The 24059-nt window shown below is 67.1% G+C and carries 36 protein-coding genes; 4 read left to right on the plus strand and 32 right to left on the minus strand.

The genetic code is table 11. The features are described 5' to 3' along the window. Window positions 1–11 precede the first annotated feature (11 nt). From rpsK to rpsJ, 28 genes are all read right to left on the minus strand, one after another. Window positions 12–416, minus strand: coding sequence for a 30S ribosomal protein S11 (rpsK, locus tag AC0VY3_RS30995; RefSeq protein WP_003956432.1), 405 nt, complete (start codon window positions 414–416; stop codon window positions 12–14). A gap of 104 nt (window positions 417–520) precedes the next feature. Continuing rightward, window positions 521–901 (minus strand): 30S ribosomal protein S13, encoded by a 381-nt coding sequence (rpsM, locus tag AC0VY3_RS31000; RefSeq protein WP_003966938.1) that lies wholly within the window; start codon window positions 899–901, stop codon window positions 521–523. 194 nt (window positions 902–1095) lie between these two features. Continuing rightward, the gene (gene rpmJ / locus AC0VY3_RS31005) at window positions 1096–1209 is read right to left on the minus strand and encodes a 50S ribosomal protein L36 (protein WP_003956441.1); all 114 of its coding nucleotides are present in this window, start codon (window positions 1207–1209) and stop codon (window positions 1096–1098) included. Between the two features lie 59 nt (window positions 1210–1268). Further along, window positions 1269–1490, minus strand: coding sequence for a translation initiation factor IF-1 (gene infA / locus AC0VY3_RS31010; protein WP_003956442.1), 222 nt, complete (start codon window positions 1488–1490; stop codon window positions 1269–1271). 174 nt (window positions 1491–1664) lie between these two features. Then, window positions 1665–2501, minus strand: a complete 837-nt coding sequence (gene map, locus AC0VY3_RS31015) for a type I methionyl aminopeptidase (protein ID WP_242741507.1) — start codon at window positions 2499–2501, stop codon at window positions 1665–1667. Between the two features lie 134 nt (window positions 2502–2635). Then, window positions 2636–3295 (minus strand): adenylate kinase, encoded by a 660-nt coding sequence (locus AC0VY3_RS31020; protein WP_103509561.1) that lies wholly within the window; start codon window positions 3293–3295, stop codon window positions 2636–2638. After that, window positions 3295–4608: a preprotein translocase subunit SecY gene (secY, locus tag AC0VY3_RS31025; protein WP_103509562.1), complete on the minus strand. Its 1314-nt coding sequence runs from the start codon at window positions 4606–4608 to the stop codon at window positions 3295–3297. The genes AC0VY3_RS31020 and secY overlap by 1 nt, the downstream gene beginning before the upstream one ends. A gap of 380 nt (window positions 4609–4988) precedes the next feature. Then, the gene (gene rplO, locus AC0VY3_RS31030; RefSeq protein WP_003966942.1) at window positions 4989–5444 is read right to left on the minus strand and encodes a 50S ribosomal protein L15; all 456 of its coding nucleotides are present in this window, start codon (window positions 5442–5444) and stop codon (window positions 4989–4991) included. A 1-nt stretch (window position 5445) separates the two neighbouring features. Beyond that, entirely contained in the window at window positions 5446–5628 is a 183-nt protein-coding gene (gene rpmD / locus AC0VY3_RS31035) for a 50S ribosomal protein L30 (protein ID WP_003966943.1), read from the minus strand. Next, window positions 5628–6230, minus strand: coding sequence for a 30S ribosomal protein S5 (gene rpsE / locus AC0VY3_RS31040; RefSeq protein ID WP_030084329.1), 603 nt, complete (start codon window positions 6228–6230; stop codon window positions 5628–5630). The genes rpmD and rpsE overlap by 1 nt, the downstream gene beginning before the upstream one ends. Before the next feature lie 47 nt (window positions 6231–6277). Then, the gene (rplR, locus tag AC0VY3_RS31045) at window positions 6278–6661 is read right to left on the minus strand and encodes a 50S ribosomal protein L18 (protein ID WP_003966945.1); all 384 of its coding nucleotides are present in this window, start codon (window positions 6659–6661) and stop codon (window positions 6278–6280) included. A 2-nt stretch (window positions 6662–6663) separates the two neighbouring features. Beyond that, on the minus strand, window positions 6664–7203 hold the full coding sequence (gene rplF, locus AC0VY3_RS31050; RefSeq protein WP_093693506.1) for a 50S ribosomal protein L6: 540 nt from the start codon (window positions 7201–7203) through the stop codon (window positions 6664–6666). A gap of 21 nt (window positions 7204–7224) precedes the next feature. Beyond that, complete coding sequence (gene rpsH / locus AC0VY3_RS31055; RefSeq protein ID WP_007446728.1) at window positions 7225–7623, minus strand: 30S ribosomal protein S8; 399 nt, start codon at window positions 7621–7623, stop codon at window positions 7225–7227. 224 nt (window positions 7624–7847) lie between these two features. Beyond that, the gene (locus AC0VY3_RS31060) at window positions 7848–8033 is read right to left on the minus strand and encodes a type Z 30S ribosomal protein S14 (RefSeq protein ID WP_003948630.1); all 186 of its coding nucleotides are present in this window, start codon (window positions 8031–8033) and stop codon (window positions 7848–7850) included. A gap of 2 nt (window positions 8034–8035) precedes the next feature. After that, the gene (rplE, locus tag AC0VY3_RS31065; protein ID WP_003966948.1) at window positions 8036–8593 is read right to left on the minus strand and encodes a 50S ribosomal protein L5; all 558 of its coding nucleotides are present in this window, start codon (window positions 8591–8593) and stop codon (window positions 8036–8038) included. Beyond that, window positions 8593–8916: a 50S ribosomal protein L24 gene (rplX, locus tag AC0VY3_RS31070; protein ID WP_003966949.1), complete on the minus strand. Its 324-nt coding sequence runs from the start codon at window positions 8914–8916 to the stop codon at window positions 8593–8595. The genes rplE and rplX overlap by 1 nt, the downstream gene beginning before the upstream one ends. A gap of 2 nt (window positions 8917–8918) precedes the next feature. Beyond that, complete coding sequence (rplN, locus tag AC0VY3_RS31075; RefSeq protein ID WP_003966950.1) at window positions 8919–9287, minus strand: 50S ribosomal protein L14; 369 nt, start codon at window positions 9285–9287, stop codon at window positions 8919–8921. A gap of 107 nt (window positions 9288–9394) precedes the next feature. Next, window positions 9395–9679 (minus strand): 30S ribosomal protein S17, encoded by a 285-nt coding sequence (gene rpsQ / locus AC0VY3_RS31080; protein ID WP_018960204.1) that lies wholly within the window; start codon window positions 9677–9679, stop codon window positions 9395–9397. After that, complete coding sequence (gene rpmC / locus AC0VY3_RS31085) at window positions 9679–9903, minus strand: 50S ribosomal protein L29 (RefSeq protein ID WP_003966952.1); 225 nt, start codon at window positions 9901–9903, stop codon at window positions 9679–9681. Before rpmC ends, rpsQ begins: the two co-directional genes overlap by 1 nt. After that, window positions 9903–10322, minus strand: a complete 420-nt coding sequence (gene rplP / locus AC0VY3_RS31090) for a 50S ribosomal protein L16 (protein WP_003966953.1) — start codon at window positions 10320–10322, stop codon at window positions 9903–9905. Before rplP ends, rpmC begins: the two co-directional genes overlap by 1 nt. 5 nt (window positions 10323–10327) lie before the next feature. Continuing rightward, complete coding sequence (gene rpsC / locus AC0VY3_RS31095) at window positions 10328–11158, minus strand: 30S ribosomal protein S3 (protein ID WP_003966954.1); 831 nt, start codon at window positions 11156–11158, stop codon at window positions 10328–10330. Beyond that, window positions 11158–11505: a 50S ribosomal protein L22 gene (gene rplV / locus AC0VY3_RS31100; protein WP_004571827.1), complete on the minus strand. Its 348-nt coding sequence runs from the start codon at window positions 11503–11505 to the stop codon at window positions 11158–11160. The genes rpsC and rplV overlap by 1 nt, the downstream gene beginning before the upstream one ends. A 42-nt stretch (window positions 11506–11547) precedes the next feature. Beyond that, the gene (gene rpsS, locus AC0VY3_RS31105; protein ID WP_103509564.1) at window positions 11548–11829 is read right to left on the minus strand and encodes a 30S ribosomal protein S19; all 282 of its coding nucleotides are present in this window, start codon (window positions 11827–11829) and stop codon (window positions 11548–11550) included. Window positions 11830–11841: 12 nt separating this feature from the next. Further along, window positions 11842–12678: a 50S ribosomal protein L2 gene (rplB, locus tag AC0VY3_RS31110; RefSeq protein WP_003966957.1), complete on the minus strand. Its 837-nt coding sequence runs from the start codon at window positions 12676–12678 to the stop codon at window positions 11842–11844. A gap of 39 nt (window positions 12679–12717) precedes the next feature. Then, window positions 12718–13041, minus strand: coding sequence for a 50S ribosomal protein L23 (gene rplW / locus AC0VY3_RS31115; protein ID WP_007446738.1), 324 nt, complete (start codon window positions 13039–13041; stop codon window positions 12718–12720). Further along, window positions 13041–13691, minus strand: coding sequence for a 50S ribosomal protein L4 (rplD, locus tag AC0VY3_RS31120; RefSeq protein ID WP_003966959.1), 651 nt, complete (start codon window positions 13689–13691; stop codon window positions 13041–13043). Before rplD ends, rplW begins: the two co-directional genes overlap by 1 nt. Window positions 13692–13695: 4 nt before the next feature. Continuing rightward, window positions 13696–14340 (minus strand): 50S ribosomal protein L3, encoded by a 645-nt coding sequence (rplC, locus tag AC0VY3_RS31125; protein ID WP_003966960.1) that lies wholly within the window; start codon window positions 14338–14340, stop codon window positions 13696–13698. 14 nt (window positions 14341–14354) lie between these two features. Next, complete coding sequence (gene rpsJ, locus AC0VY3_RS31130; RefSeq protein WP_003948644.1) at window positions 14355–14663, minus strand: 30S ribosomal protein S10; 309 nt, start codon at window positions 14661–14663, stop codon at window positions 14355–14357. A gap of 435 nt (window positions 14664–15098) precedes the next feature. Here rpsJ and AC0VY3_RS31135 point away from each other — a divergent pair, with 435 nt between their 5' ends. From AC0VY3_RS31135 to AC0VY3_RS31145, 3 genes are all read left to right on the plus strand, one after another. Further along, window positions 15099–15557 (plus strand): N-acetyltransferase family protein, encoded by a 459-nt coding sequence (locus AC0VY3_RS31135; protein WP_475551106.1) that lies wholly within the window; start codon window positions 15099–15101, stop codon window positions 15555–15557. Window positions 15558–15699: 142 nt separating this feature from the next. Next, complete coding sequence (locus AC0VY3_RS31140; RefSeq protein ID WP_475551107.1) at window positions 15700–17781, plus strand: PIG-L family deacetylase; 2082 nt, start codon at window positions 15700–15702, stop codon at window positions 17779–17781. Between the two features lie 147 nt (window positions 17782–17928). Continuing rightward, window positions 17929–18654 carry a S1 family peptidase gene (locus tag AC0VY3_RS31145; RefSeq protein WP_103511074.1) on the plus strand — a complete coding sequence of 242 codons (726 nt, stop codon included), beginning with the start codon at window positions 17929–17931 and terminating at the stop codon, window positions 18652–18654. Between the two features lie 250 nt (window positions 18655–18904). Here AC0VY3_RS31145 and tuf read toward each other — a convergent pair whose 3' ends face one another. The 4 genes from tuf to rpsL form a co-directional block, all read right to left on the minus strand. Continuing rightward, on the minus strand, window positions 18905–20098 hold the full coding sequence (tuf, locus tag AC0VY3_RS31150; protein WP_003966968.1) for an elongation factor Tu: 1194 nt from the start codon (window positions 20096–20098) through the stop codon (window positions 18905–18907). A gap of 157 nt (window positions 20099–20255) precedes the next feature. After that, window positions 20256–22385, minus strand: a complete 2130-nt coding sequence (gene fusA, locus AC0VY3_RS31155) for an elongation factor G (protein WP_103511073.1) — start codon at window positions 22383–22385, stop codon at window positions 20256–20258. A gap of 38 nt (window positions 22386–22423) precedes the next feature. Further along, window positions 22424–22894, minus strand: coding sequence for a 30S ribosomal protein S7 (gene rpsG, locus AC0VY3_RS31160; RefSeq protein WP_003966970.1), 471 nt, complete (start codon window positions 22892–22894; stop codon window positions 22424–22426). 2 nt (window positions 22895–22896) lie between these two features. Next, the gene (gene rpsL, locus AC0VY3_RS31165) at window positions 22897–23268 is read right to left on the minus strand and encodes a 30S ribosomal protein S12 (RefSeq protein WP_003948652.1); all 372 of its coding nucleotides are present in this window, start codon (window positions 23266–23268) and stop codon (window positions 22897–22899) included. A 437-nt stretch (window positions 23269–23705) separates the two neighbouring features. On the opposite strand from rpsL, the gene AC0VY3_RS31170 reads away from it, so the two are divergent. Then, window positions 23706–23978, plus strand: coding sequence for a hypothetical protein (locus tag AC0VY3_RS31170; RefSeq protein WP_103511072.1), 273 nt, complete (start codon window positions 23706–23708; stop codon window positions 23976–23978). Window positions 23979–24059: the final 81 nt, after the last annotated feature.

Raw genomic sequence — 24059 nt, forward strand, 5'->3', positions numbered from 1 at the left:
GCCGTAGCGGGTCAGACGCGACGGCGCTTCGGCGGACGGCAGCCGTTGTGCGGCGTCGGGGTGACGTCCTGGATCGAACCGACCTCCAGGCCGGTGGCCTGGAGCGAGCGGATCGCGGTCTCACGGCCGGAGCCGGGACCCTTGACGAAGACGTCGACCTTGCGCATGCCGTGCTCCTGCGCGCGGCGGGCGGCCGACTCGGCGGCCATCTGCGCGGCGAAGGGGGTGGACTTGCGCGAGCCCTTGAAGCCGACGTGGCCGGCGGAGGCCCAGGAGATCACGTTGCCCGAGGGGTCCGTGATCGAGACGATCGTGTTGTTGAACGTGCTCTTGATGTGCGCGTGGCCGTGAGCGACGTTCTTCTTTTCCTTGCGACGCACCTTCTTGGCTGCGCCCTGACGACCCTTGGGGGGCATGTCTTGACTCCAGATGGAGAGGGGAGGTGATCGGTCCTACAGCGAAGACCGCTGGTTGCTGCGGGTTCCGGGGAACCGGAGGTCCGCAGTGCGTCCGCTGAGGACTACTTCTTGCCCGGCTTCTTCTTACCGGCGATGGCGCGACGCGGGCCCTTGCGGGTACGCGCGTTCGTGCTGGTGCGCTGACCGTGGACGGGCAGGCCACGACGGTGGCGGATGCCCTGGTAGCAGCCGATCTCGACCTTGCGACGGATGTTCGCCTGGACCTCACGGCGGAGGTCACCCTCGGTGCGGAGGTTGGCGTCCACGTGCTCGCGGATCTTGACGAGGTCTTCCTCGGCCAGGTCGCGAACGCGGGTGTTCGGGTTCACGCCGGTGGAGGCGAGGATCTCCTTGGACCGGGTGCGCCCGATACCGAAGACGTAGGTGAGGGCAACCTCCACGCGCTTTTCGCGCGGGATGTCAACACCTGAAACGCGTGCCATTCAATGGCTCCAGTTGTTAGATCGGGGGTCTTCCGCAGTGCCACTCCCGACCGCCGACCGCTCCTGAGGAGCAGTGGTACGTCCGGGTCCCCGGCCCCCGCCGGAGGTGTCGTCAGCCGTGGCTTGGACGGGCTCTGCGTATGTACGGATTACGTGCGTCGCGCGAAGAACTGCGAGATGCAGGCGGTCGTGCGTCAGCCCTGGCGCTGCTTGTGGCGCAGGTTGTCGCAGATGACCATGACCCGACCGTGACGGCGGATCACCTTGCACTTGTCGCAGATCTTCTTGACGCTCGGCTTGACCTTCATGGGATGTCAGGTTCTCCGGGTCAGTGCCATCACCCGCCGAAACGGGGTGCCGGCAAGATCTACTTGTAGCGGTAGACGATCCGGCCACGCGTCAGGTCGTACGGAGAGAGCTCCACCACAACCCGGTCATCGGGGAGGATACGGATGTAGTGCATCCGCATCTTGCCGCTGATGTGCGCCAGGACCTTGTGACCGTTCTGGAGCTCCACCTTGAACATTGCGTTCGGGAGGGACTCGATCACGGTGCCCTCAATCTCGATGGCACCTTGCTTCTTGGCCACGCTTCGCCTTTCGAATCGGCTACCTTGATCGGCTCCTGTTTCACCGGAGCGCCGCATACGGGCACACTGATGCACGAGAGCCGACGAGTCAGTCTACGTCAGCGGACTCCAAAAGACGAATCCGTCAAGTTTGCCCACTCCCGGTGATCCTTAGACCTGTCCGGAAGGGTTGTGTCACCCCAGCGGGTCGGGCGCGGCCTCGATCCCGTACTCCGCGAGCTTCGCCTTCCCGCAGTCCGGCGAGGTCAGGACCAGAGGGCCCTGCTCGGTCAGCGCGATGGAGTGCTCCCAGTGCGAGGACCAGGTGCCGTCCGTCGTGATGACCGTCCAGTCGTCGCTCAGGGTCTCCGTGCGGGCCGTGCCCAGCGACACCATCGGCTCGATCGCCAGGCAGACGCCCGGGACCAGCTTGATGCCCTTGCCACGCTTGCGGGAGACGTAGTTCAGCAGGTGCGGGTCCATGTGCATCTCGGTGCCGATGCCATGGCCGCCGAAGTCCTCGATGATCCCGTACTTGCCGGTCGCCGGCCGGGGCTGGCGGCGGATGTAGGTCTCGATGGCCCGGGAGATGTCCACCAGGCGGTTGTTCACCTTCATCGCGGCGATCCCGGCCCACATCGACTCCTCGGTCACCCGGGAGAGCTCGATCAGCTCCGGAGCGTGGCCGGTACCCACGAAGGCCGTGTAGGCCGCGTCACCGTGCCAGCCGTCGACGATCGCGCCGGCGTCGATCGAGATGATGTCGCCGTCCTTCAGGACCGTCTTCTCGTCCGGGATGCCGTGGACGACGACCTCGTTGACCGAGGTGCAGATGGTCGCGGGGAACCCGCCGTACCCGAGGAAGTTCGACTTCGCCCCGTGGTCGGCGATCACCTTCCGGGCGACCTGGTCCAGATCCCGCGTGGTGGCCCCGGGAACGGCCGCCTCACGGGTGGCGGCGTGAATGGCAGCGACCACCAGGCCCGCCTCGCGCATCTTCGCGATCTGCTCGGGGGTCTTGATCTGCACCATTGCTCGGCGCCTCTCTGCATCGACGGTGACGGGTACGGCTCGGCGTGTTCAACGATACGGGCGCAAGCAGTCGGCCGCGGCGCCCTGAGGCGCCGCGGCCGGCTTGCACTACGCGTGTGGTACGGGGGTGGGGCTCAGGCCTTGTCGGAGGCCTTGAGCGCCTCCATGGCGCGGGCGGTCACATCCGCGACCTTGCCCAGCGCGGAGATCGTCACCACGAGGCCCTGGGCCCGGTAGTAGTCGATGATCGGCTCGGTCTGCGTGTGGTAGACCTCCAGCCGCGTGCGGACCGTCTCCTCGCTGTCGTCGTCCCGCTGGTACAGCTCGCCGCCGCAGGCGTCGCAGACGCCCTCGGTCTTCGGCGGGTTGTACGTCAGGTGGAAGACGTGCGCGCTGTTGTTGCGGCAGACACGGCGACCCGCGATCCGCTTCACGACCTCGTCCTCGGGGACCTCGAGATCGAGGACCGCGTCCAGCTTCACGCCCTCGTCCTTGAGCATCACGTCAAGGGCTTCGGCCTGGCCGACGTTCCGCGGGAACCCGTCCAGCAGGAAGCCGCCCACGGCGTCCGACTGGCCCATGCGGTCCTTCGCCATCCCGATGGTGACCTCGTCCGGCACCAGCTGCCCTGCGTCCATGTAGGCGCGGGCCTGCTTGCCAAGGTCGGTGCCCTGGCTGATGTTGGCGCGGAAGAGGTCGCCCGTGGCGATGTGCGGAATCGAGAGGTTCTGAGCAAGGTACGCAGCCTGCGTTCCCTTGCCGGCACCCGGAGGCCCGACGAGGACGATTCGCATCAGCGGAGGAACCCTTCGTAATTGCGCTGCTGGAGCTGACTCTCGATCTGCTTCACGGTTTCCAGACCCACACCCACGATGATCAGGATGCTCGTCCCGCCGAACGGGAAGTTCTGGTTCGCACCGCCGAAGCCTGCCAACGCCATCGTCGGCACCAGAGCGATCAGGCCCAGGTACAGCGAGCCCGGCCAAGTGATCCTGTTGAGCACGTAGCTCAGATACTCGGCAGTAGGTCGACCTGCCCGGATACCCGGGATGAAGCCACCATACTTCTTCATGTTGTCGGCGACTTCGTCGGGGTTGAACGAAATGGCCACGTAGAAGAAGGCGAAGAACACGATGAGTACGAAGTACGTCGCGATGTAGTACGGGTGGTCACCGGTCACGAAGTTGTCCTGGATCCAGGTCGCCCAGCCTGCCTGGGAGTTGGAGAACTGGACGATCAGCGCCGGGATGTAGAGCAGCGACGAGGCGAAGATGACCGGAATCACACCGGCCTGGTTCACCTTCAGCGGGATGTACGTGGACGTACCGCCGTAGGACCGGCGTCCGATCATGCGCTTCGCGTACTGCACCGGGATACGGCGCTGGGCCTGCTCGACGAAGACGACGAGGCCGACCATCACGAAGCCGATGAGGATGACGGTGCCGAACTCGATCCATCCGTCGGCCAGCTTGCCGCTCTCCTTGATGGCCCACAGGGCGCCGGGGAACGTTGCGGCGATCGAGATGAACATGAGGATCGACATGCCGTTGCCGATGCCGCGGTCGGTGATGAGCTCACCGAGCCACATGACGGCGGCCGTACCGGCGGTCATGGTGAGGACCATGATGATCGTGGTGAAGACCGACTTGTCCGCGACGATCTGGTCGCCCACGGAGCAGTTCTGGAAGAGCGCACCGCTGCGGGCGGTGGCGACGAGGCCGGTGCCCTGGAGGACGGCGAGCGCGACCGTCAGATAACGCGTGTACTGCGTGATCTTCGCCGTGCCGGACTGCCCCTCCTTCTTCAGGGCTTCCAGGCGCGGAATCACGACGGTCAGCAGCTGGAGAATGATGCTGGCCGTGATGTACGGCATGATGCCGAGCGCGAAGATGGTGATCTGCAGAAGAGCGCCACCGCTGAACATCTGCATCAGACCGAGGAGACCACCCGAGTCGGCCTGGTCGATGCACTGCTGCACCTTCGAGTAGTCGACGCCCGGGGCCGGGATGTGCGCCCCGAGCCGGTAGATCACGATGATGCCGAGCGTGAAGAGCAGCTTCTTGCGCAGGTCGGGCGTCTTGAACGCTCGGGCGAACGCGGTGAACACGGTGCCTCCTGCGACCCCCGCGCTATGCGTCAGAGGCGACGGGTCTGGATGGGTCTGGATGGGATCGGGTACAAGGCAGCCCTACATCGTAAGGAGGCCACAAAAGATTAACGGCGCCACCCTACCCGGCCCGGGACTGAGCAGGAAACACGCACCGCACACCGGTGCACCGCCCGTCTCCCGGCCCGCGCCGTGAAAGACCGGCCAAGCCACACCATTTGGGACGTGAACGACCTCGGACTCCCCCACCGCCGGTGCGGTGGACACTCGTTCAACCTTTCCCGAGCCTTTACGGTTCCCGTACAGCGCCGTAAACACGGAAAAGCCTGGCCGGCCGCCTCCGAAGAGGCGGCCGGCCAGGCCCAGTTCTGTCCCGCGGCTCAGACGAGCTCGGTGACCGTACCGCCTGCGGCGGTGATCTTCTCCTTGGCGGAGCCGGAGACGGCGTCAACCGAAACCTGCAGTGCCACGGAGATCTCGCCCTGTCCGAGGACCTTGACGAGGTGGTTGTTGCGCACAGCGCCCTTGGCGACCAGGTCGGCCACCGTGACCTCTCCACCCTCGGGGTAGAGCGTCGCGAGCTTGTCCAGGTTCACGACCTGGTACTCCGTGCGGAACGGGTTCTTGAAGCCCTTGAGCTTCGGGAGACGCATGTGGAGGGGCATCTGGCCACCCTCGAAGCGCTCCGGAACCTGGTAACGGGCCTTCGTACCCTTGGTACCACGGCCTGCGGTCTTACCCTTGGACGCCTCACCACGACCCACACGGGTCTTGGCGGTCTTGGCGCCCGGGGCAGGCCGGAGGTTGTGGGCCTTCAGCGGGCTGTTCTCCGCCATGTCAGTCAACCTCCTCAACCGTCACGAGGTGGCGGACGGTGTGCACCATTCCGCGGAACTCGGGGCGGTCCTCCTTGACAACCGAGTCGTTCAGGCGCTTGAGCCCGAGCGAACGCAGGGTGTCGCGGTGGTTCTGCTTGCTGCCGATGTACGACTTCGTCTGCGTGATCTTGAGGCGAGCCATTACGCACCCGCTCCCGCACGTGCACGAAGCAGAGCCGCGGGGGCGACGTCCTCGAGGGGCAGACCACGGCGGGCCGCGATCTCCTCGGGACGCTGCAGGCCCTGGAGGGCCGCCACGGTCGCGTGCACGATGTTGATCGCGTTGGACGAACCAAGCGACTTCGACAGGATGTCGTGAACGCCGGCGCACTCGAGCACGGCACGCACCGGGCCACCGGCGATAACACCGGTACCGGGGGAAGCCGGCTTGAGCAGGACGACGCCCGCAGCCTTCTCGCCCGTGATCGGGTGAGGGATGGTGCCCTGGATGCGCGGGACCTTGAAGAAGTTCTTCTTGGCCTCTTCGACACCCTTGGCGATGGCCGCGGGAACTTCCTTGGCCTTGCCGTATCCGACACCGACGGTGCCGTCACCATCGCCCACCACGACCAGCGCGGTGAAGCTGAAGCGACGACCACCCTTCACAACCTTGGCGACGCGGTTGATCGCGACGACACGCTCGACGTACGCGGTCTTCTCGGCGGCAGCGCCACCGTCACGGCCCTTCCGGTCCCGCCGCTCGCCGCCACCGGCACCGCTTCCGCGGCGCTGGGGTCCAGCCATTGGATTTACCTCTCTCTGTTACGTCCGCTGTGCGTAGGAACCGGGGCTTAGAACTTCAGCCCGGCTTCACGGGCGGCGTCAGCCAGAGCGGCAATCCGCCCGGCGTACTGGTTACCACCGCGGTCAAACACGACGGCCTCGACGCCTGCGGCCTTGGCGCGCTCGGCGACCAGGGCGCCGACCTGCTGGGCCTGGGCGCTCTTGTCACCCTCGCCACCACGGATCGAGGTGTCCAGGGTCGACGCCGACGCGAGCGTGTGGCCCGCGATGTCGTCGATGACCTGGGCCACGATGTGGCGGTTGGAACGCGTCACGACCAGACGGGGACGCTCCGGCGAACCCGACAGGTGCTTGCGGACGCGGATGTGGCGCCGCTTGCGAGCAGCGCGCTTGTACGCGTCGCCCTTGGCGATCTTCACACCGTATGCCATGGCTACTTACCAGCCTTTCCGACCTTGCGGCGGATGACCTCGCCCGCGTACTTGACGCCCTTGGCCTTGTACGGGTCGGGCTTCCGCAGCTTGCGGATGTTGGCGGCTACCTCGCCGACCTTCTGCTTGTCGATGCCCTCGACGCTGAGCTTCGTGGGCGACTCGACCTTGAAGGTGATGCCTTCCGGAGCCTCGATGAGGATCGGGTGGCTGTAGCCCAGGGCGAACTCCAGGTTGGAGCCCTTCGCCTGGACGCGGTAACCGACACCGCTGATCTCGAGCGCCTTGCTGTAACCCGTGGTCACACCGGTGATCATGTTCGCCACCAGCGTGCGGGACAGGCCGTGGAGGGCCTTGTTCTGACGCTCGTCGTTCGGGCGGGAGACGTTGAGCACGCCGTCCTCACCCTTGGAGACCTCGATCGGCGCGGCAACGGTGTGCGTGAGGGAACCCTTGGGGCCCTTCACGGCGACCGTACGGCCATCGATGGTGACGTCCACACCGGCGGGAACCTGGATGGGGAGCTTGCCGATTCGCGACATGAGCTTTCCTTCCTTTCCCGACTACCAGACGTAGGCGAGGACTTCCCCACCTACGCCCTTCTTGCCTGCCTGCTGGCCGGTCAGGAGGCCGTGGGACGTGGAGATGATCGCCACGCCCAGGCCGCCGAGAACCTTCGGCAGGTTGGTGGACTTTGCGTATACACGCAGACCCGGCTTCGAAATCCGCTTGATGCCGGCGATCGAGCGCTCGCGGTTCGGGCCGAACTTCAGCTCGAGGACGAGGTTCTTGCCGACCTCGGCGTCCTCGACCTTCCAGCCGGTGATGAAGCCCTCCTGCTGGAGGATCTCCGCGATGTGCGACTTGATCTTGCTGTGCGGCATCGAGACATCGTCGTGATATGCCGAGTTCGCGTTACGCAGACGCGTGAGCATGTCTGCGATGGGATCAGTCATGGTCATGAGTTGGCCTTCGGCCTCTCTCGCCGGGGTTTCCTGTATGCGCCATCCCTCTCCCCACTCAGTGGCGGGACGGGTGCGGTGCGGGGACCTACGGCGTAGTAAGTCGGTCTTGGGCGGCAGGCGCCCAACCCTTCAAGCCTACGGCATGAAAGGACGGGCTCCTGCCGACCCAGATGCTTACCGAGAGTCTCCGGAACTTCCCTTTGCCCGAGGGCAGAGGGGAGTTACCAGGAGCTCTTGGTCACGCCCGGCAGCTCGCCACGGTGAGCCATCTCACGAAGGCACACGCGGCACAGGCCGAACTTGCGGTAGACGGAGTGGGGCCGGCCGCAGCGCTGGCAGCGGGTGTACCCGCGAACGCCGAACTTCGGCTTACGGGCGGCCTTAGCGATCAGAGCCTTCTTCGCCACGGTCAGTTCTCCTTGAACGGGAAGCCGAGGTGACGAAGGAGGGCACGACCCTCGTCGTCGTTGGTCGCCGTGGTGACCACGGTGATGTCCATGCCCCGGACCCGGTCGATCTTGTCCTGGTCGATCTCGTGGAACATGACCTGCTCCGTGAGACCGAAGGTGTAGTTGCCACGGCCGTCGAACTGCTTCGGCGACAGGCCACGGAAGTCACGGATACGCGGAAGCGCGAGCGACAGCGTACGGTCCAGGAACTCCCACATCCGGTCACCACGAAGGGTGACGTGGCAGCCGATCGGCTGGCCCTCGCGCAGCTTGAACTGCGCGATGGACTTGCGGGCCTTCGTGACGGCCGGCTTCTGGCCGGTGATCGTGGTGAGGTCCTTGACGGCACCGTCGATCAGCTTGGAGTCGCGGGCGGCGTCGCCCACACCCATGTTGACCACGATCTTGACCAGACCGGGAACCTGCATGACGTTCTCGTACGAGAACTCCTCACGCAGCTTGCCGGCGATTTCCTCGCGGTAGCGCGTCTTGAGACGCGGCGCAGTGGTGGCAGTCATCAGATGTCCTCACCGGTCCGCTTGGCAACGCGGATCTTGTTGCCCTCGTCGTCAAAGCGGTAGCCGACGCGGGTGACAACCTTGTTGCCGTCCTTCTCCACAACCAGCTGAACGTTGCTGACGTGGATCGGGGCCTCGGTGGTGACAATGCCACCCGTCTGCGAACCGCGAGCCGTCTGACCGGCCTTGGTGTGCTTCTTGACCCGGTTGACACCCTCGACGAGGACGCGGTCCTGAGCGGGGTAGGCCACGATGACCTTGCCCTGCTTGCCCTTGTCCTTACCGGTGATGACCTGAACCAGGTCGCCCTTCTTGATCTTCATGCTTACAGCACCTCCGGCGCGAGCGAGATGATCTTCATGAACTTCTTCTCGCGCAGCTCCCGGCCCACCGGGCCGAAGATGCGGGTGCCGCGGGGGTCGCCGTCGTTCTTCAGAATGACGGCGGCGTTCTCGTCGAAGCGGATGTACGAGCCATCCTGACGACGACGCTCCTTGACGGTGCGAACGATGACGGCCTTGACGACGTCACCCTTCTTCACGTTGCCACCGGGGATCGCGTCCTTGACGGTGGCGACGATGACGTCACCGATACCCGCGTAGCGGCGACCCGAGCCACCGAGAACACGAATGGTGAGAATTTCCTTCGCACCCGTGTTGTCGGCGACGCGCAGTCGCGACTCCTGCTGGATCACGTCTATCTCCTGATCGTCTGCCGGTTCCCGGCGGGTGCCTCTCCGTTACCGGAGAGGCACCCCACCGAGCCTGGCGGAACTGACCTGAGGGGAGAATCCCTCAGGAATTACTTGGCCTTCTCGAGGATCTCGACGATGCGCCAGCGCTTCGAGGCCGACAGCGGACGCGTCTCCATGATGATGACGCGGTCGCCGACGCCCGCAGAGTTCTGCTCGTCGTGGGCCTTGAGCTTGTTGGTACGGCGGATGACCTTGCCGTACAGGGCGTGCTTGACGCGGTCCTCGACAGCGACGACGACGGTCTTGTCCATCTTGTCGCTGACGACCAGACCCTCACGGGTCTTGCGGAAACCGCGGTCGGTGTTCGTCTCAGTCACAGTCTTCTCGCTCATCAGGCGCTCTCCACCGTCTCGATGCCCAGCTCGCGCTCACGCATCAGGGTGTAGATCCGGGCGATGTCCTTACGGACGGACTTGAGCCGGCCGTGGTTCTCGAGCTGGCCCGTCGCCGCCTGAAAGCGGAGGTTGAACAGCTCTTCCTTGGCTTCGCGGAGCTTGTTGAGGAGCTCCTCGTCGCCCAGCTCGCGCAGCTCGGACGCCTTGGTACCGGCCGACATCACGACTCACCTGCCTCGCGCCGAACGATCCGGCACTTCATCGGAAGCTTGTGAGCAGCGCGGGTGAGCGCCTCACGAGCAATCTTCTCGTTCGGGTAGGACAGCTCGAACATCACCCGACCGGGCTTGACGTTCGCGATCCACCACTCGGGAGAACCCTTACCGGAACCCATGCGGGTCTCGGCCGGCTTCTTCGTCAGGGGACGGTCCGGGTAGATGTTGATCCAGACCTTGCCGCCACGCTTGATGTGACGGGTCATCGCGATACGAGCGGACTCGATCTGACGGTTCGTCACGTACGCCGGGGTCAGCGCCTGGATGCCGTACTCGCCGAACGCAACCTGCGTGCCACCCTTGGACATACCGCTGCGCTTCGGGTGGTGCTGCTTGCGGTGCTTGACCCTACGGGGGATCAGCATTTCGGTCAGGCCTCCGTTCCGGTGCTCTCAGCAGCCGGAGCAGCGGCGGCGTCGGCCTTGGGGGCCTCGGCTGCCGGCGACTGCTGCGGCTTACGGCCGCGACCGCCACGCTCGCCACCACGGCCACCGCGGCCGGCCGGGCGGTCAGCGCCGCCACGAGCCGGACGGTTACCGGCGCGGGCCGCGGCGTTCTCGGCGCGAACCTCGGCGATGTTCTTGACGTCGCCCTTGTAGATCCAGACCTTCACGCCGATGCGGCCGAAGGTCGTCTTGGCCTCGAAGAAGCCGTAGTCGACGTTCGCACGGAGCGTGTGCAGGGGCACGCGGCCCTCGCGGTAGAACTCCGAGCGGGACATCTCGGCGCCGCCGAGGCGACCGCCGCACTGGATCTTGATGCCCTTGGCGCCGGCCTTCATCGAGGACTGCATGCTCTTACGCATGGCCCGACGGAAGGAGACGCGGGAGGAGAGCTGCTCGGCGACGGCCTGGGCCACCAGCTGAGCGTCCACCTCGGGGTTCTTGACCTCGAGGATGTTCAGCTGGACCTGCTTGCCGGTCAGCTTCTCCAGCTCGCCGCGGATGCGATCGGCCTCGGCGCCACGGCGACCGATGACGATGCCCGGGCGGGCGGTGTGGATGTCAACGCGGACGCGGTCGCGGGTGCGCTCGATCTCGACCTTCGAGATGCCGGCCCGCTCCATGCCCTTCGTCATCATGCGACGAATGGCGACGTCTTCCTTGACGTAGTCCTTGTACAGCTTGTCGGCGTACCAGCGGGACTTGAAGTCCGTGGTGATGCCGAGCCGGAACCCGTGCGGGTTTACCTTCTGGCCCATTACCGGGTTCCTTCCTTGCTGCTGACGACCACGGTGATGTGGCTGGTCCGCTTACGGATCCGGTAGGCACGGCCCTGAGCACGCGGACGGAACCGCTTCAGGGTCGGGCCCTCGTCCACGTACGCCTCGCTGATGACCAGCGAAGAGGCGTCGGTGTGGTCGTAGTTGTGTGCAGCGTTGGCGATGGCGCTGTCCAGCACCTTGCCAACCGGCACGCTCGCGGCCTGCGGGGCGAAACGCAGGACCGCCTGAGCCTCCGTGGCATCCATGCCACGGATGAGGTCCACCACTCGGCGGGCCTTCATGGGCGTGACGCGGATGTACCGCGCCTGGGCCCTGGCTTCCATGGTTGTCCCTTCGGTGTAAGTCATAGTCGTTTCCACCCCGCGCTAGCGGCGCTTCGACTTCCGGTCGTCCTTGACGTGGCCGCGGAAGGTGCGAGTCGGCGAGAACTCGCCGAGCTTGTGGCCGACCATCGACTCGGTGACGAACACCGGGACGTGGATCTTGCCGTTGTGCACCGCGATGGTGTGACCCAGCATGGCCGGGACGATCATCGAGCGACGGGACCAGGTCTTGATGACGTTCTTGGTCCCCGCGTCGTTCTGTACGTCCACCTTCTTGATGAGGTGGCCGTCGACGAAGGGCCCCTTCTTGAGACTGCGCGGCATCTAAACCCGCTCCTAGCGCTTCTTGTTCGTCTTGCGGCGGCGGACGATGTACTTGTTGCTCGCCTTCTTGGGAGAACGAGTACGACCCTCCTTCTGACCCCACGGCGAGACCGGGTGACGACCACCGGAGGTCTTGCCTTCACCACCACCGTGCGGGTGGTCAACCGGGTTCATCGCGACACCGCGGACGGTCGGGCGAACGCCCTTCCAGCGCATGCGGCCGGCCTTGCCCCAGTTGATGTTCGACTGCTCGGCGTTGCCGACCTCACCGATCGTCGCGCGGCAGCGCGCGTCGACCAGGCGGATCTCACCCGACGGCATACGAAGGTGGGCCATGGTGCCCTCCTTCGCCAGCAGCTGCACGGAGGCACCCGCGGAACGGGCGAACTTCGCGCCGCCGCCGGGCCGCAGCTCGATGGCGTGGATGGTCGTACCGACCGGGATGTTGCGCAGCGCCAGGTTGTTGCCGGGCTTGATGTCGGCGGTCGGACCGTTCTCGACACGGTCACCCTGCGACAGGCCACGGGGAGCGACGATGTAACGCTTCTCGCCGTCCGCGTAGTGCAGCAGCGCGATGCGCGCGGTGCGGTTCGGGTCGTACTCGATGTGCGCGACCTTGGCCGGCACGCCGTCCTTGTCGTGACGACGGAAGTCGATCACGCGGTAGGCGCGCTTGTGGCCACCACCCTGGTGGCGAACGGTCACACGACCGGCGTTGTTACGGCCGCCCTTGCTGTGCAGAGGGCGGACCAGCGACTTCTCCGGCGTGGACCGCGTGATCTCGACAAAGTCGGCGACGCTGGAGCCACGACGGCCCGGGGTCGTCGGCTTGTACTTGCGGATACCCATTTCTCAGTCCTCGTCCGATTCCGGACGACTCGACCTCACTTAAGAGGTCGGGCCGCCGAAGATGTCGATACGGTCGCCCTCGGCGAGGGTCACGATGGCGCGCTTCGTGTCGGAGCGCTTGCCGAAGCCGGTCTTGGTGCGCTTGCGCTTACCCTGCCGGTTGATCGTGTTGACCCCGGTGACCTTGACCGAGAAGACCGCTTCCACGGCCTGCTTGATCTGGGTCTTGTTGGAGCCGGGCGCGACGATGAACGTGTACTTGTTCTCGTCGAGCAGCGCGTAGCTCTTCTCGGAGACCACGGGCTTGACGAGAACGTCACGCGGGTCCGAGTACGTCTTGCTGGTAACGGTCGCCTCGCTCATCAGGCGTCGCTCCCTTCGGTCTCAGCGGTCTGGGGGCCAGACACGAAGGACTCGAAAGCGGCCTGGGTGAAGACCACGTCGTCAGAGACGATCACGTCGTACGTGTTGAGCTGGCCCGGCTCCAGGATGTGCACCTGGGGCAGGTTGCGCGCGGACAGCCACGCGGCCTCGTCGGCGCGGTCGACGACCAGGAGCAGGTTCTGGCGCTCCGAGATCTTGCCGAGCAGCGTCTTGGCGGCCTTCGTGGAGGCGGCACCCTCGACCACGCCGGTGACGACGTGGATACGGGAGTGACGGGCCCGGTCCGAGAGGGCACCGCGCAGGGCGGCGGCCTTCATCTTCTTCGGGGTCCGCTGCGAGTAGTCACGCGGCTGCGGGCCGTGGACGACGCCACCACCGGCGAACTGCGGGGCGCGGGTCGAACCCTGACGGGCGCGGCCGGTGCCCTTCTGGCGGTAAGGCTTCTTACCACCACCGCGGACTTCACCGCGGCGCTTGGTCTTGTGCGTGCCCTGACGGGCAGCCGCCAGCTGAGCGACAACGACCTGGTGGATCAGCGGAACGCTGGTCTTCGCGTCGAAGATCTCCGCGGGGAGGTCGACGGTACCGGCCTTGTCGCCTGCCGGCGAAAGGATGTCAATGGTGCTCATTACCTCAAGCCCCCTTGGCCGCGGTACGGACCAGGACGAGGCCGCCGTTCGGACCGGGGACCGCGCCCTTGATGAGGAGCAGACCCTTCTCCGCGTCAACCGCGTGGATGGTCAGGTTCTGGGTGGTGACGCGCTCGTTACCCATGCGGCCCGCCATGCGCATGCCCTTGAAGACACGCCCAGGGGTGGCGCAGCCACCGATGGAACCGGGGGAACGGTGCTTGCGCTGGGTGCCGTGCCCGGCGCCGAGGCCCTTGAAGTTGTGACGCTTCATGACACCGGCGAAGCCCTTGCCCTTGCTCTTGCCCGTGACGTCGACCTTGACGCCGGACTCGAACACCTCGGCAGTGACCTCCTGGCCCAGCGTGTACTCGCTGGCGTCAGGGGTGCGGAGCTCCACCAGGTGGCGGCGCGGGGTGACGTCGGCCTTGGCGAAGTGACCCTTGAGGGGCTTGTTCACCTTGCGCGGGTCGATCTCGCCGAAGGCGATCTGCACCGCTTCGTAGCCGTCGCTGTCGTTCGTACGGACCTGCGTCACAACGCACGGACCGGCCTTGACGACGGTCACCGGGACAACCCGGTTGTTCTCGTCCCAGACCTGGGTCATGCCGAGCTTCTCGCCCAGGACGCCCTTGATGTTCTTGCTCATCTCGGCCCGTCCCCTCAGAGCTTGATCTCGATGTCGACGCCAGCCGGCAGGTCGAGGCGCATCAGCGAGTCAACCGTCTTCGGCGTGGGGTCGAGAATGTCGATGAGGCGCTTGTGCGTGCGCATCTCGAAGTGCTCGCGAGAGTCCTTGTACTTGTGCGGCGACTTGATGACGCAGTACACGTTCTTCTCAGTGGGCAGCGGCACCGGGCCCGCGACCGACGCACCAGTGCGGGTCACCGTCTCGACGATCTTCTTCGCCGAGGAGTCGATGACCTCGTGGTCGTAGGCCTTGAGCCGGATGCGGATCTTCTGTCCCGCCATGGCTACTAGTAGTCCTGTCTCTCGTAACGCTCTGGAACCCGGGGGTTCTCTGGACTCCTCCTCCGACCCACGCGGTCGGGCGTGTCGCATCCCCTCTACGAAAATCTCCCGAAGGAGATCCCAACCAAGGGGGTGCGGACCCTAAGACCGCGGAACCGGGGGCGGAACACCCACCGGGTGCCTGGCCGGCGCCCTGCATTGCTTCCCGGAAGATTCCCGTACGTCCGGCCCTGGGGGCCGACGAGTACTGTGGGACTCGCTTCCGGTCCTCCCGGCGGGAGGCGCGCAGCATTGACACTCAACCGAGCAACCTGGTCAGTGTGCCATACGGGGCGCGGGCCTGGCCAATCGAGTCGGGAATCCTACCCCGGCCGAGCGAGTACTCAAACGCGGGCGCGCATCCGGCGGTGCCGGGGCCCCTGCCAGAATCCGGCCATGCCGACGAACACCCTGCCGAGCTGGGAGCTGCGCCCCGCCACCCCGGACGACGTCGAGGCCATGGCGGAGCTCCGTGCCGTGGTCATCCGCCCCGACCTGGAGCGCCTGGGCGTGTACGACGACCACGGGGTCCGCCAGCGGCTGCGGAACCACTACGCCCCCGAGCACACCCGGATCGTCGAGTCGGCGGGGACCTTCGCGGGCTGTGTCACCGCGCGCCCCTTCGAGGGCGGCCGGTGGCTGGAGAACTTCTGCCTCTCCCCCGCCCTCCAGGGCCGCGGCATCGGCTCGGCCATCCTGCGCGACCTGCTCGCCCGCACCGACGCCGAGGGCGTGCCGGTGCGGCTGCAAGCCCTTCGGGGAAGCGCCTCCCTGCGGCTGTACGAGCGGCACGGCTTCGCGTCGGAGCGCGAGACTCCGTTCGACGTGTTCCTGGTGCGCAAGCCCACTCCCTGACCGGGCAACCTCGGTGCCGCGATCCCCGTCTATCCCCCCGCAGGCGCCGCCGACCAGCCGCTGACCTGCGCAGAGAGCCAGGGAGTACGCAGGACAGGGCGACCGTTCGCCCGCTGCGGGGGAAGCGGACGGAGTACGCGGCGTGACGGATCGATCTGCCCTGCCCCGGACAGACCTGCCCCGACGTACCGGCCCGCCGCGGCGCACGGCTCTGCTCGCCGCCGGGGCCACCGCCGCGGCGGCCGCGCTCGCCGGGTGCTCCGTGCCGGCGCCCCGCCGCCGGAGTCCGGTGCCCGATCCCGCGCCCGGGCTGGCGATCAGCAGGGCGCGGCGGGCGCTGCTGATGCAGCTGCTGGCCCACCCCGACGACGACCTGTACTTCATGAACCCGGACACCCGGGAGGCCCTCGACGCCGGGACGCCCGTGGTATGCGTCTACCTCACGGCGGGCGAGGCCGACGGGCTGAACAAGGTTCCCGGGGCCCCGCGCCCGGTCCCCGACCGGTCCGCGTACTCCTCCGCCCGGCACCAGGGCCTGCGCCAGGCGTACGCCGAGCTGCTCGGGCTCGACCGGTTCACGCCCTGGCAGAAGTCCGTGGTCTCCCTGCGCGGCGGCCACCGGGCCGAGCTGAACATCCTGGTCGACGGGGTGCGCCGGGTCGAGCTGGTCTTCCTGAACACCGCGATGCACACCGCGCGCGGCCGCCTCGGGCTGCCCAGTCTCTGGCAGGACCGCCGGCTCGTGCTGCGTACCGTCGTCGCCGACGACTCGCCGCTGGAGCGGGCCGGTTCCTACACGCACGACTCCCTCGTCGACGTTCTCGTCGGGCTGCTGGCGGAGTACCGGCCGACGCTCGTGCACACCCTCGACCCGGACCCCGACCTCCAGTTCAGCAGCGAGTACGAGCGCCGCCGGGACAGCGAGCAGCACGGGTACTCCGACCACGCCGACCACACCGCCGCCGCCGGCTTCGCCTGGGCGGCCCTGATCCGCTGGGTGGCGGCCACGACGGGCCGCGGCGAGCCGGTGCCCGGGTTCGTCGTCGCCTCGTTCCGCGGGTACTACAACCGGCACTGGCCCAAGAACCTGCCGCCCGCGGTGCTGGAGCGGAAGGCCTCCCACCTCGTCCCGTACGGCGGCGCACCCGACTGGGAGTGCGGCAATCCGTCCGGCTGCGGCGACTACAACGTCGGCGGCGACCGGCCGCTGACCAACCGCAAGGGCTGGGTCCGCTCCACCCAGCACCGCTACCCGGGCCCCCGGGCCGTCGTCGCCGCCGCCCCGGACGGGCGGCTCACCGTCTACGGGGTGCTGGGGCTGCGGGCCGTGCGGTGGAGCGAGAGCGCGCCCGGCAGCGGGCTCCGGGACTCGCCGGACGATCTCGGCGGCGGTCCGCTCGCCCCGGTGCTGGGCTCCGCGACGACGGCGGACGGGCGGCAGCTGCTGTTCGGGCTGCGGTTCGCGGCGCCCGGCGGGCAGGGGACGCCCAACGAGCGCGAGATCGCGCTCCTGGAACAGCGCTCACCGGACGGCCCCTTCCTGGCCTGGCAAGGGCTCGGCAACCCCGCGGCGGGCCGCGACCACGGCCGCCGCATAGGGATACCGGTCGCCGTCACCGCACCGGACGGCCGCGTCCACCTCTTCGTACGCAACGCGGAGAAGGGGCTCAGCACGCGGGTGCGCGACGCGGTCACCGGCCGCTGGAGCGGCTGGCGCGACATGGGCGGCGGCGAGGTGCAGGACGGGCTGAGCGCGGTCGCGGACGCGGCGGGGCGCGTCCACGTGTACGCGGCCGGGCACCACGCCGTGCACCACTGGACCCAGGACGCCCCGGGCACCGATGTCACCGCCCGTACCCAGCTCACCGACTCCCCCGTTCCCGCGCACGCGCCCGGCGCACTCCCGGCGCCCGACGGGTCCGTGGAGCTGTACTACCGCCCGGCCGCACGGGAACGGCTCACCGCCGTCCGGGCCGACCCCGCCCCCGCGCCCCGCTTCGGCGGGTACGGTCCGGTGACCGCCGCCGCCGCGCCGAGCGGCGGCCCGGTCCTGCTCGGCCGGACCGCGGAGGGCCGGATACAGCTGCGTACCGCCGAGGGCACCGCCGTACGGTCGCGGGGCCCGGTCGCCCTGGACGGCGCGGCCCTCCACCTCGGGGCGGGCGGGCGGCCCGTCGTCGTGGGGTTCGGGCCGGACGGCGCGCCCTGGACATGGCGGCCGTAGAAGCGGCCACGCCCGGCCCAACTACCGCCCCATAACGCCGTGTTATGCCCAAACGTTAGTACCCCGGCCTCGTCGCGCTCCGGCACCCTGTTGCCCACCATCCCCCACGGACACGCCCACCCAGCGTGTCGCGCGAAACGAGGAATCATGCGTATATCCAGACTCGTGCCCGCTGCCGCCGCAGCAGCGGCCTGCGTCCTCGCCCTCTTCGCACCGTCCGCCTCGGCCGCCCCCGAGGCCCCTCTGCAGGACGCCCCGCCCCCGACCACCCAGATCATCGGCGGCGGCTACGCACAGAACGCCCCGTGGGCCGCGCGCCTCTTCTCGAACGGCCGGGAGACCTGTTCGGCGACGATCATCGCGCCGACCTGGATCCTCACCGCCAAGCACTGCGTCACCGGCGGCGGCCTGTCGTTCCGTATCGGCAGCCTCGACCAGCACAGCGGCGGTGTGGTCGCCAACGGCGTCCAGACGTACAACCACAGCGCGGACATCTCCCTGGTCCGCCTGGACCGCTCCGTGCAGACGACCTACTCCCGCCTCGGCCAGCCCGGCACGGTCCGCGTCGGACAGAACGTGCAGGTCTGGGGCTGGGGCGCCACCTCCCGGTGCGGCTCCGAGGCCAACTGCCAGTCCCGCTACCTGAAGGTGGCCAACGTGACGGTCACCGGCGGCTGCGGTGACGCGTACGGCGGCTCGGCGATCTGCGCCCGCCGGGGCAACGGCATCACGGCCGGCGGCGACTCCGGCGGCCCGATGACGTTGAACGGCATCCAGGTCGGCGTCGCCTCCACCAGCGACCGGCAGACCACGACCGCGTACACCAACGTCACCGCGTACCGGTCCTGGATCCAGTCGATCGCGGGCGTCTGACCTGCCGTCACCCCTTGGGGCGGCGGGCACCTGACCGACCCGCCGTCCCTCTGAAACGTAGGGCCCCCTTGCCTCTCCGCCCTGAGGTACCGGGGCCCTACAACCATGCCGGGCGCGGCGACTTCGTGACCGCCCCCACTCAACGACGGCGGCCGCCGCCCGGGCACGCCGAAGGGCCCCGCACCTCTTTCGAGGTGCGGGGCCCTTCTTGCAGCTCAGTGAGCCACCAGGTCCAAGGACCAAGCAGAAACTACTTGATGATCTTGGTGACCTGGCCGGCGCCCACGGTCCGGCCACCCTCACGGATGGCGAACTTCAGGCCCTCTTCCATGGCGACCGGCTGGATCAGCGCGACGTCCATGAGGGTGTTGTCACCCGGCATGACCATCTCGGTGCCCTCGGGAAGGGTCACAACGCCCGTCACGTCCGTGGTACGGAAGTAGAACTGCGGGCGGTAGTTGTTGAAGAACGGGGTGTGACGGCCACCCTCGTCCTTCGACAGGATGTAGGACTGCGCCTGGAACTCGGTGTGCGGGGTGACCGAGCCGGGCTTGATGATGACCTGGCCGCGCTCGACGTCCTCGCGCTTGATGCCACGGAGGAGCAGACCGACGTTCTCACCGGCCTGGCCCTCGTCGAGCAGCTTGCGGAACATCTCGATGCCGGTGACCGTGGTGGTGGTCTTCTCGGTCTTGATACCGACGATGTCGACGGTCTCGTTGACCTTCAGGACACCACGCTCGATGCGGCCGGTGACGACCGTACCGCGACCGGTGATCGTGAAGACGTCCTCGATGGGCATGAGGAACGGCTTCTCGACGTCACGCTCGGGCTGCGGGATGGCCTCGTCGACAGCCTTCATCAGGTTGAGGACGGACTCACCCCACTCCTTGTCGCCCTCGAGCGCCTTGAGCGCCGAGACCTTGACGACCGGAACGTCGTCGCCCGGGAACTCGTACTCGGAGAGGAGCTCACGGACCTCGAGCTCGACGAGCTCCAGGATCTCCTCGTCGTCCACCATGTCGGCCTTGTTCAGGGCGACGACGATGTAGGGGACGCCGACCTGGCGGGCCAGGAGGACGTGCTCCTTGGTCTGCGGCATCGGGCCGTCGGTGGCGGCGACCACGAGGATGGCGCCGTCCATCTGCGCGGCACCCGTGATCATGTTCTTGATGTAGTCCGCGTGACCGGGGCAGTCGACGTGCGCGTAGTGACGCGACTCCGTCTGGTACTCGACGTGCGCGATGGAGATGGTGATACCGCGCTGGCGCTCTTCGGGAGCCTTGTCGATCTGGTCGAAGGCCGAGGCCTCGTTCAGGTCCGGGTACGCGTCGTGCAGCACCTTGGTAATGGCGGCCGTGAGGGTCGTCTTACCGTGGTCGATGTGACCGATGGTGCCGATGTTGACGTGGGGCTTAGTCCGCTCGAACTTTGCCTTCGCCACTGGGGTCCTCCTGAGTGGTTCTGTACGCCTTGCTTCATCGGCGCCAGGTGATCTTTGCTGGGGTGCCGGGGCCGGGGGCATTCCGCACAGTGCTCGCGCGCTGTGCGAAATGCCCGCCCGGCTCCGGTGACAAGCCTAAAGCGTGAGCTCGGGAGAGTTACTCGCCCTTGGCCTTCGCGATGATCTCCTCGGCGACGTTCCGCGGAACCTCGGCGTAGGAGTCGAACTGCATCGAGTAGCTTGCGCGACCCGAGGTCTTGCTGCGGAGGTCTCCGACGTAGCCGAACATCTCCGAGAGGGGCACGAGGCCCTTCACGACGCGAGCGCCGCTGCGCTCCTCCATGGCCTGGATCTGGCCACGGCGGGAGTTGAGGTCGCCGATGACATCGCCCATGTAGTCCTCGGGCGTGGTGACCTCGACGGCCATCATCGGCTCGAGGAGCACGGGGGACGCCTTGCGGGCACCCTCCTTGAACGCCTGCGAACCGGCGATCTTGAAGGCGAGCTCCGAGGAGTCGACCTCGTGGTAACCACCGTCGAGAAGGGTGACGCGGACGCCGACCATCTCGTAACCGGCCAGGATGCCGAACTGCATGGCTTCCTGAGCACCCGCGTCCACCGAGGGAATGTACTCACGGGGGATGCGGCCACCGGTGACCTTGTTGACGAACTCGTAGGAGGCGTCGCCACCCTCGATGGGCTCGAGGGCGATCTGCACCTTCGCGAACTGGCCGGTACCACCAGTCTGCTTCTTGTGCGTGTAGTCGATGCGCTCGACGGTCTTGCGGATCGTCTCGCGGTAGGCGACCTGGGGCTTGCCGACGTTCGCCTCGACGCGGAACTCGCGCTTCATGCGGTCGACGAGCACCTCGAGGTGAAGCTCGCCCATACCACCGATGATGGTCTGGCCGGTCTCCTCGTCGGAGTGCACCTGGAAGGAGGGGTCCTCCTCCGAGAGGCGCTGGATGGCGACACCCAGCTTCTCCTGGTCACCCTTGGACTTCGGCTCGATGGCGACCTGAATGACCGGCGCCGGGAAGTCCATGGACTCCAGGATGACCGGGTTCTTGTCGTCGCACAGCGTCTCACCGGTGGTGGTCTGCTTGAGACCCATGACGGCGATGATGTCGCCGGCGCCCACCGATGCGATCTCCTCACGCTTGTTCGCGTGCATGCGGTAGATCTTGCCGATGCGCTCCTTCTTGCCCTTGACGGAGTTCAGCACCGCGGTGCCGGCCTCCAGGCGACCGGAGTAGATCCGGACGAAGGTGAGCTTGCCCAGGTGCGGGTCGCTCGCGATCTTGAACGCCAGGCCGGAGAACGGCTCGTCGTCCGAGGGCTTGCGGGCGATGACCTTCTCCGGGTCCTTCACGTCGTGGCCCTCGATGGCCTCGACGTCCAGGGGGGAAGGCAGGTAGCGCACGACCGCGTCGAGCAGGGGCTGGACGCCCTTGTTCTTGAACGCGGTGCCACAGAACACCGGGGTGACGGTGACGGAGTCGGCACTGCCCTTCGACGCCAGCGTGATGCGACGGATGGCCTCGTGCAGCTGCTCCTGGGTGGGCTCGTTGCCCTCCAGGTACAGCTCCATCATGGCGTCGTCGTTCTCGGCCACGGCCTCCAGGAGCTTGCCGCGCCACTCGGCGGCCGACTCCTTGAGGTTGTCCGGGATCTCGATGACGTTGTACATCTCGCCCTTGGCGGCCTCTTCGGGGTACACGAAGGCCTTCATCGACACGAGGTCGACGACGCCCGTGAAGTCCGCTTCGGCGCCGATGGGGAGCTGCATGACGATCGGGGTCGCGCCGAGGCGGTCGACGATCATCTGGACGCAACGGAAGAAGTCGGCGCCGGTGCGGTCGAGCTTGTTGACGAAGCAGATACGCGGCACGCCGTAGCGGTCCGCCTGACGCCAGACGGTCTCGGACTGCGGCTCGACGCCGGCGACGCCGTCGAACACGGTGACAGCGCCGTCGAGGACGCGGAGCGAACGCTCCACCTCGACGGTGAAGTCGACGTGACCCGGGGTGTCGATGATGTTGATGGTGTGGTCAACATCGTTGAGCGGCCAGTGACAGGTCGTCGCGGCGGACGTGATCGTGATGCCGCGCTCCTGCTCCTGCTCCATCCAGTCCATCGTGGCAGCGCCGTCGTGGACTTCACCGATCTTGTAGCTCACACCGGTGTAGAAGAGGATCCGCTCAGTGGTGGTCGTCTTCCCCGCGTCGATGTGGGCCATGATCCCAATGTTGCGGACCTTGGCCAGGTCAAGCGAAGTGGTGGCCATAAGGCTCAATCTTCTCTCGGTCTCGATGGGGGTAGCGACTACCAGCGGTAGTGCGCGAAGGCCTTGTTGGACTCGGCCATCTTGTGGGTGTCCTCACGCTTCTTGACCGAAGCGCCGAGGCCGTTGGAGGCGTCGAGCAGTTCGTTCATGAGGCGCTCGGTCATGGTCTTCTCGCGGCGGGCGCGGGAGTAACCGACGAGCCAGCGCAGAGCGAGGGTGGAGGCGCGACCGGGCTTGACCTCGATCGGCACCTGGTAGGTGGCGCCACCGACACGGCGGGACTTGACCTCGAGCGAGGGCTTGACGTTCTCAAGCGCGCGCTTCAGCGTGATGACCGGGTCGTTGCCGGTCTTCTCGCGGAGGCCTTCCATGGCGCCGTACACGATCCGCTCGGCGGTGGAACGCTTGCCGTCGAGGAGGATCTTGTTGATCAGCGAGGTGACAAGAGGAGAGCTGTAGACCGGGTCGATGATGACCGGGCGCTTCGGGGCGGGGCCCTTACGAGGCATTCTTACTTCTCCTTCTTGGCGCCGTAGCGGCTGCGGGCCTGCTTGCGGTTCTTGACACCCTGGGTGTCAAGGGAGCCGCGGATGATCTTGTAACGAACACCCGGCAGGTCCTTCACACGGCCACCACGCACGAGCACGATGGAGTGCTCCTGCAGGTTGTGTCCCTCACCCGGGATGTAGGCCGTGACCTCGATGCCGGAGGTCAGACGCACACGCGCGACCTTACGGAGCGCCGAGTTCGGCTTCTTCGGGGTGGTCGTGAACACACGCGTGCAGACACCACGACGCTGGGGCGAACCCTCGAGCGCGGGCGTCTTGTTCTTCTCGACCTTGTCCTGCCGGCCCTTCCGGACCAGCTGCTGGATCGTAGGCACTACTTCTCCGGTTTCTGTGTGCCGTTCGTGAAACTAACCTGGAACATCGCCGACCCACGCGGTCGGGTGTGTCGAATACTGCGGACTTCCGCCCTAAGGACAGAAGGGGCGCAGATTGCGGTGGCTACAGACGGACTCGCGATGCGGTTGATGACACGCACACGAGCCCAGGCACACCCCAGGCACAAGGCTTGAGCGTACCTACCTCACGGAGCTGGGTCAAAACAAATGCTGTCCACGCGGACGGGCCCCGCCCGCCGACCACCCGGGACGGGCCCCGGGGGCGTACGGCCGACGGGAGACGCACTTGCCGGATCCCGGCAGTCAAGCGGCGCGGAGACAGCGTACTTGCGCCCTGCCGCCGTATCCCATCATGCCGGACAATGCGGTCAGCCGACCAGCCCGACCGGTCCCCGGACCGGCCCAAGGAGGTCCACATGACAGCCGACCGCCGTGACCCCGTATCCCAGGCACCGAGCGCGCTCGACACCGACGTCAGTCTGGCCGTCATCGAATACGGTGACGCCGCTTCCGCCTACGCCCCGGCCATGACCGCTCCCGGACTGCCGCGGTCCGTCGTCGACGACTACGCGATCGTCGTCGACGTCCTGGCCCTCGCCCGCAGGGTCCCGCTGCCCGACGTTCCCCCTCTTCTGGCCGTGGGCACCCGCGCCCTGCTCCGGGTGCACCACGCCCTGCTCGGCCGGTAGAGGGCGCCCAGAGGCCCCTGGCGGCCCACACGCCGGAGGGCGGCCACCCCGTTGCGTACGGGGTGACCGCCCTCCGGTCGT

Source organism: Streptomyces sp. iso_384 (assembly GCF_056172905.1).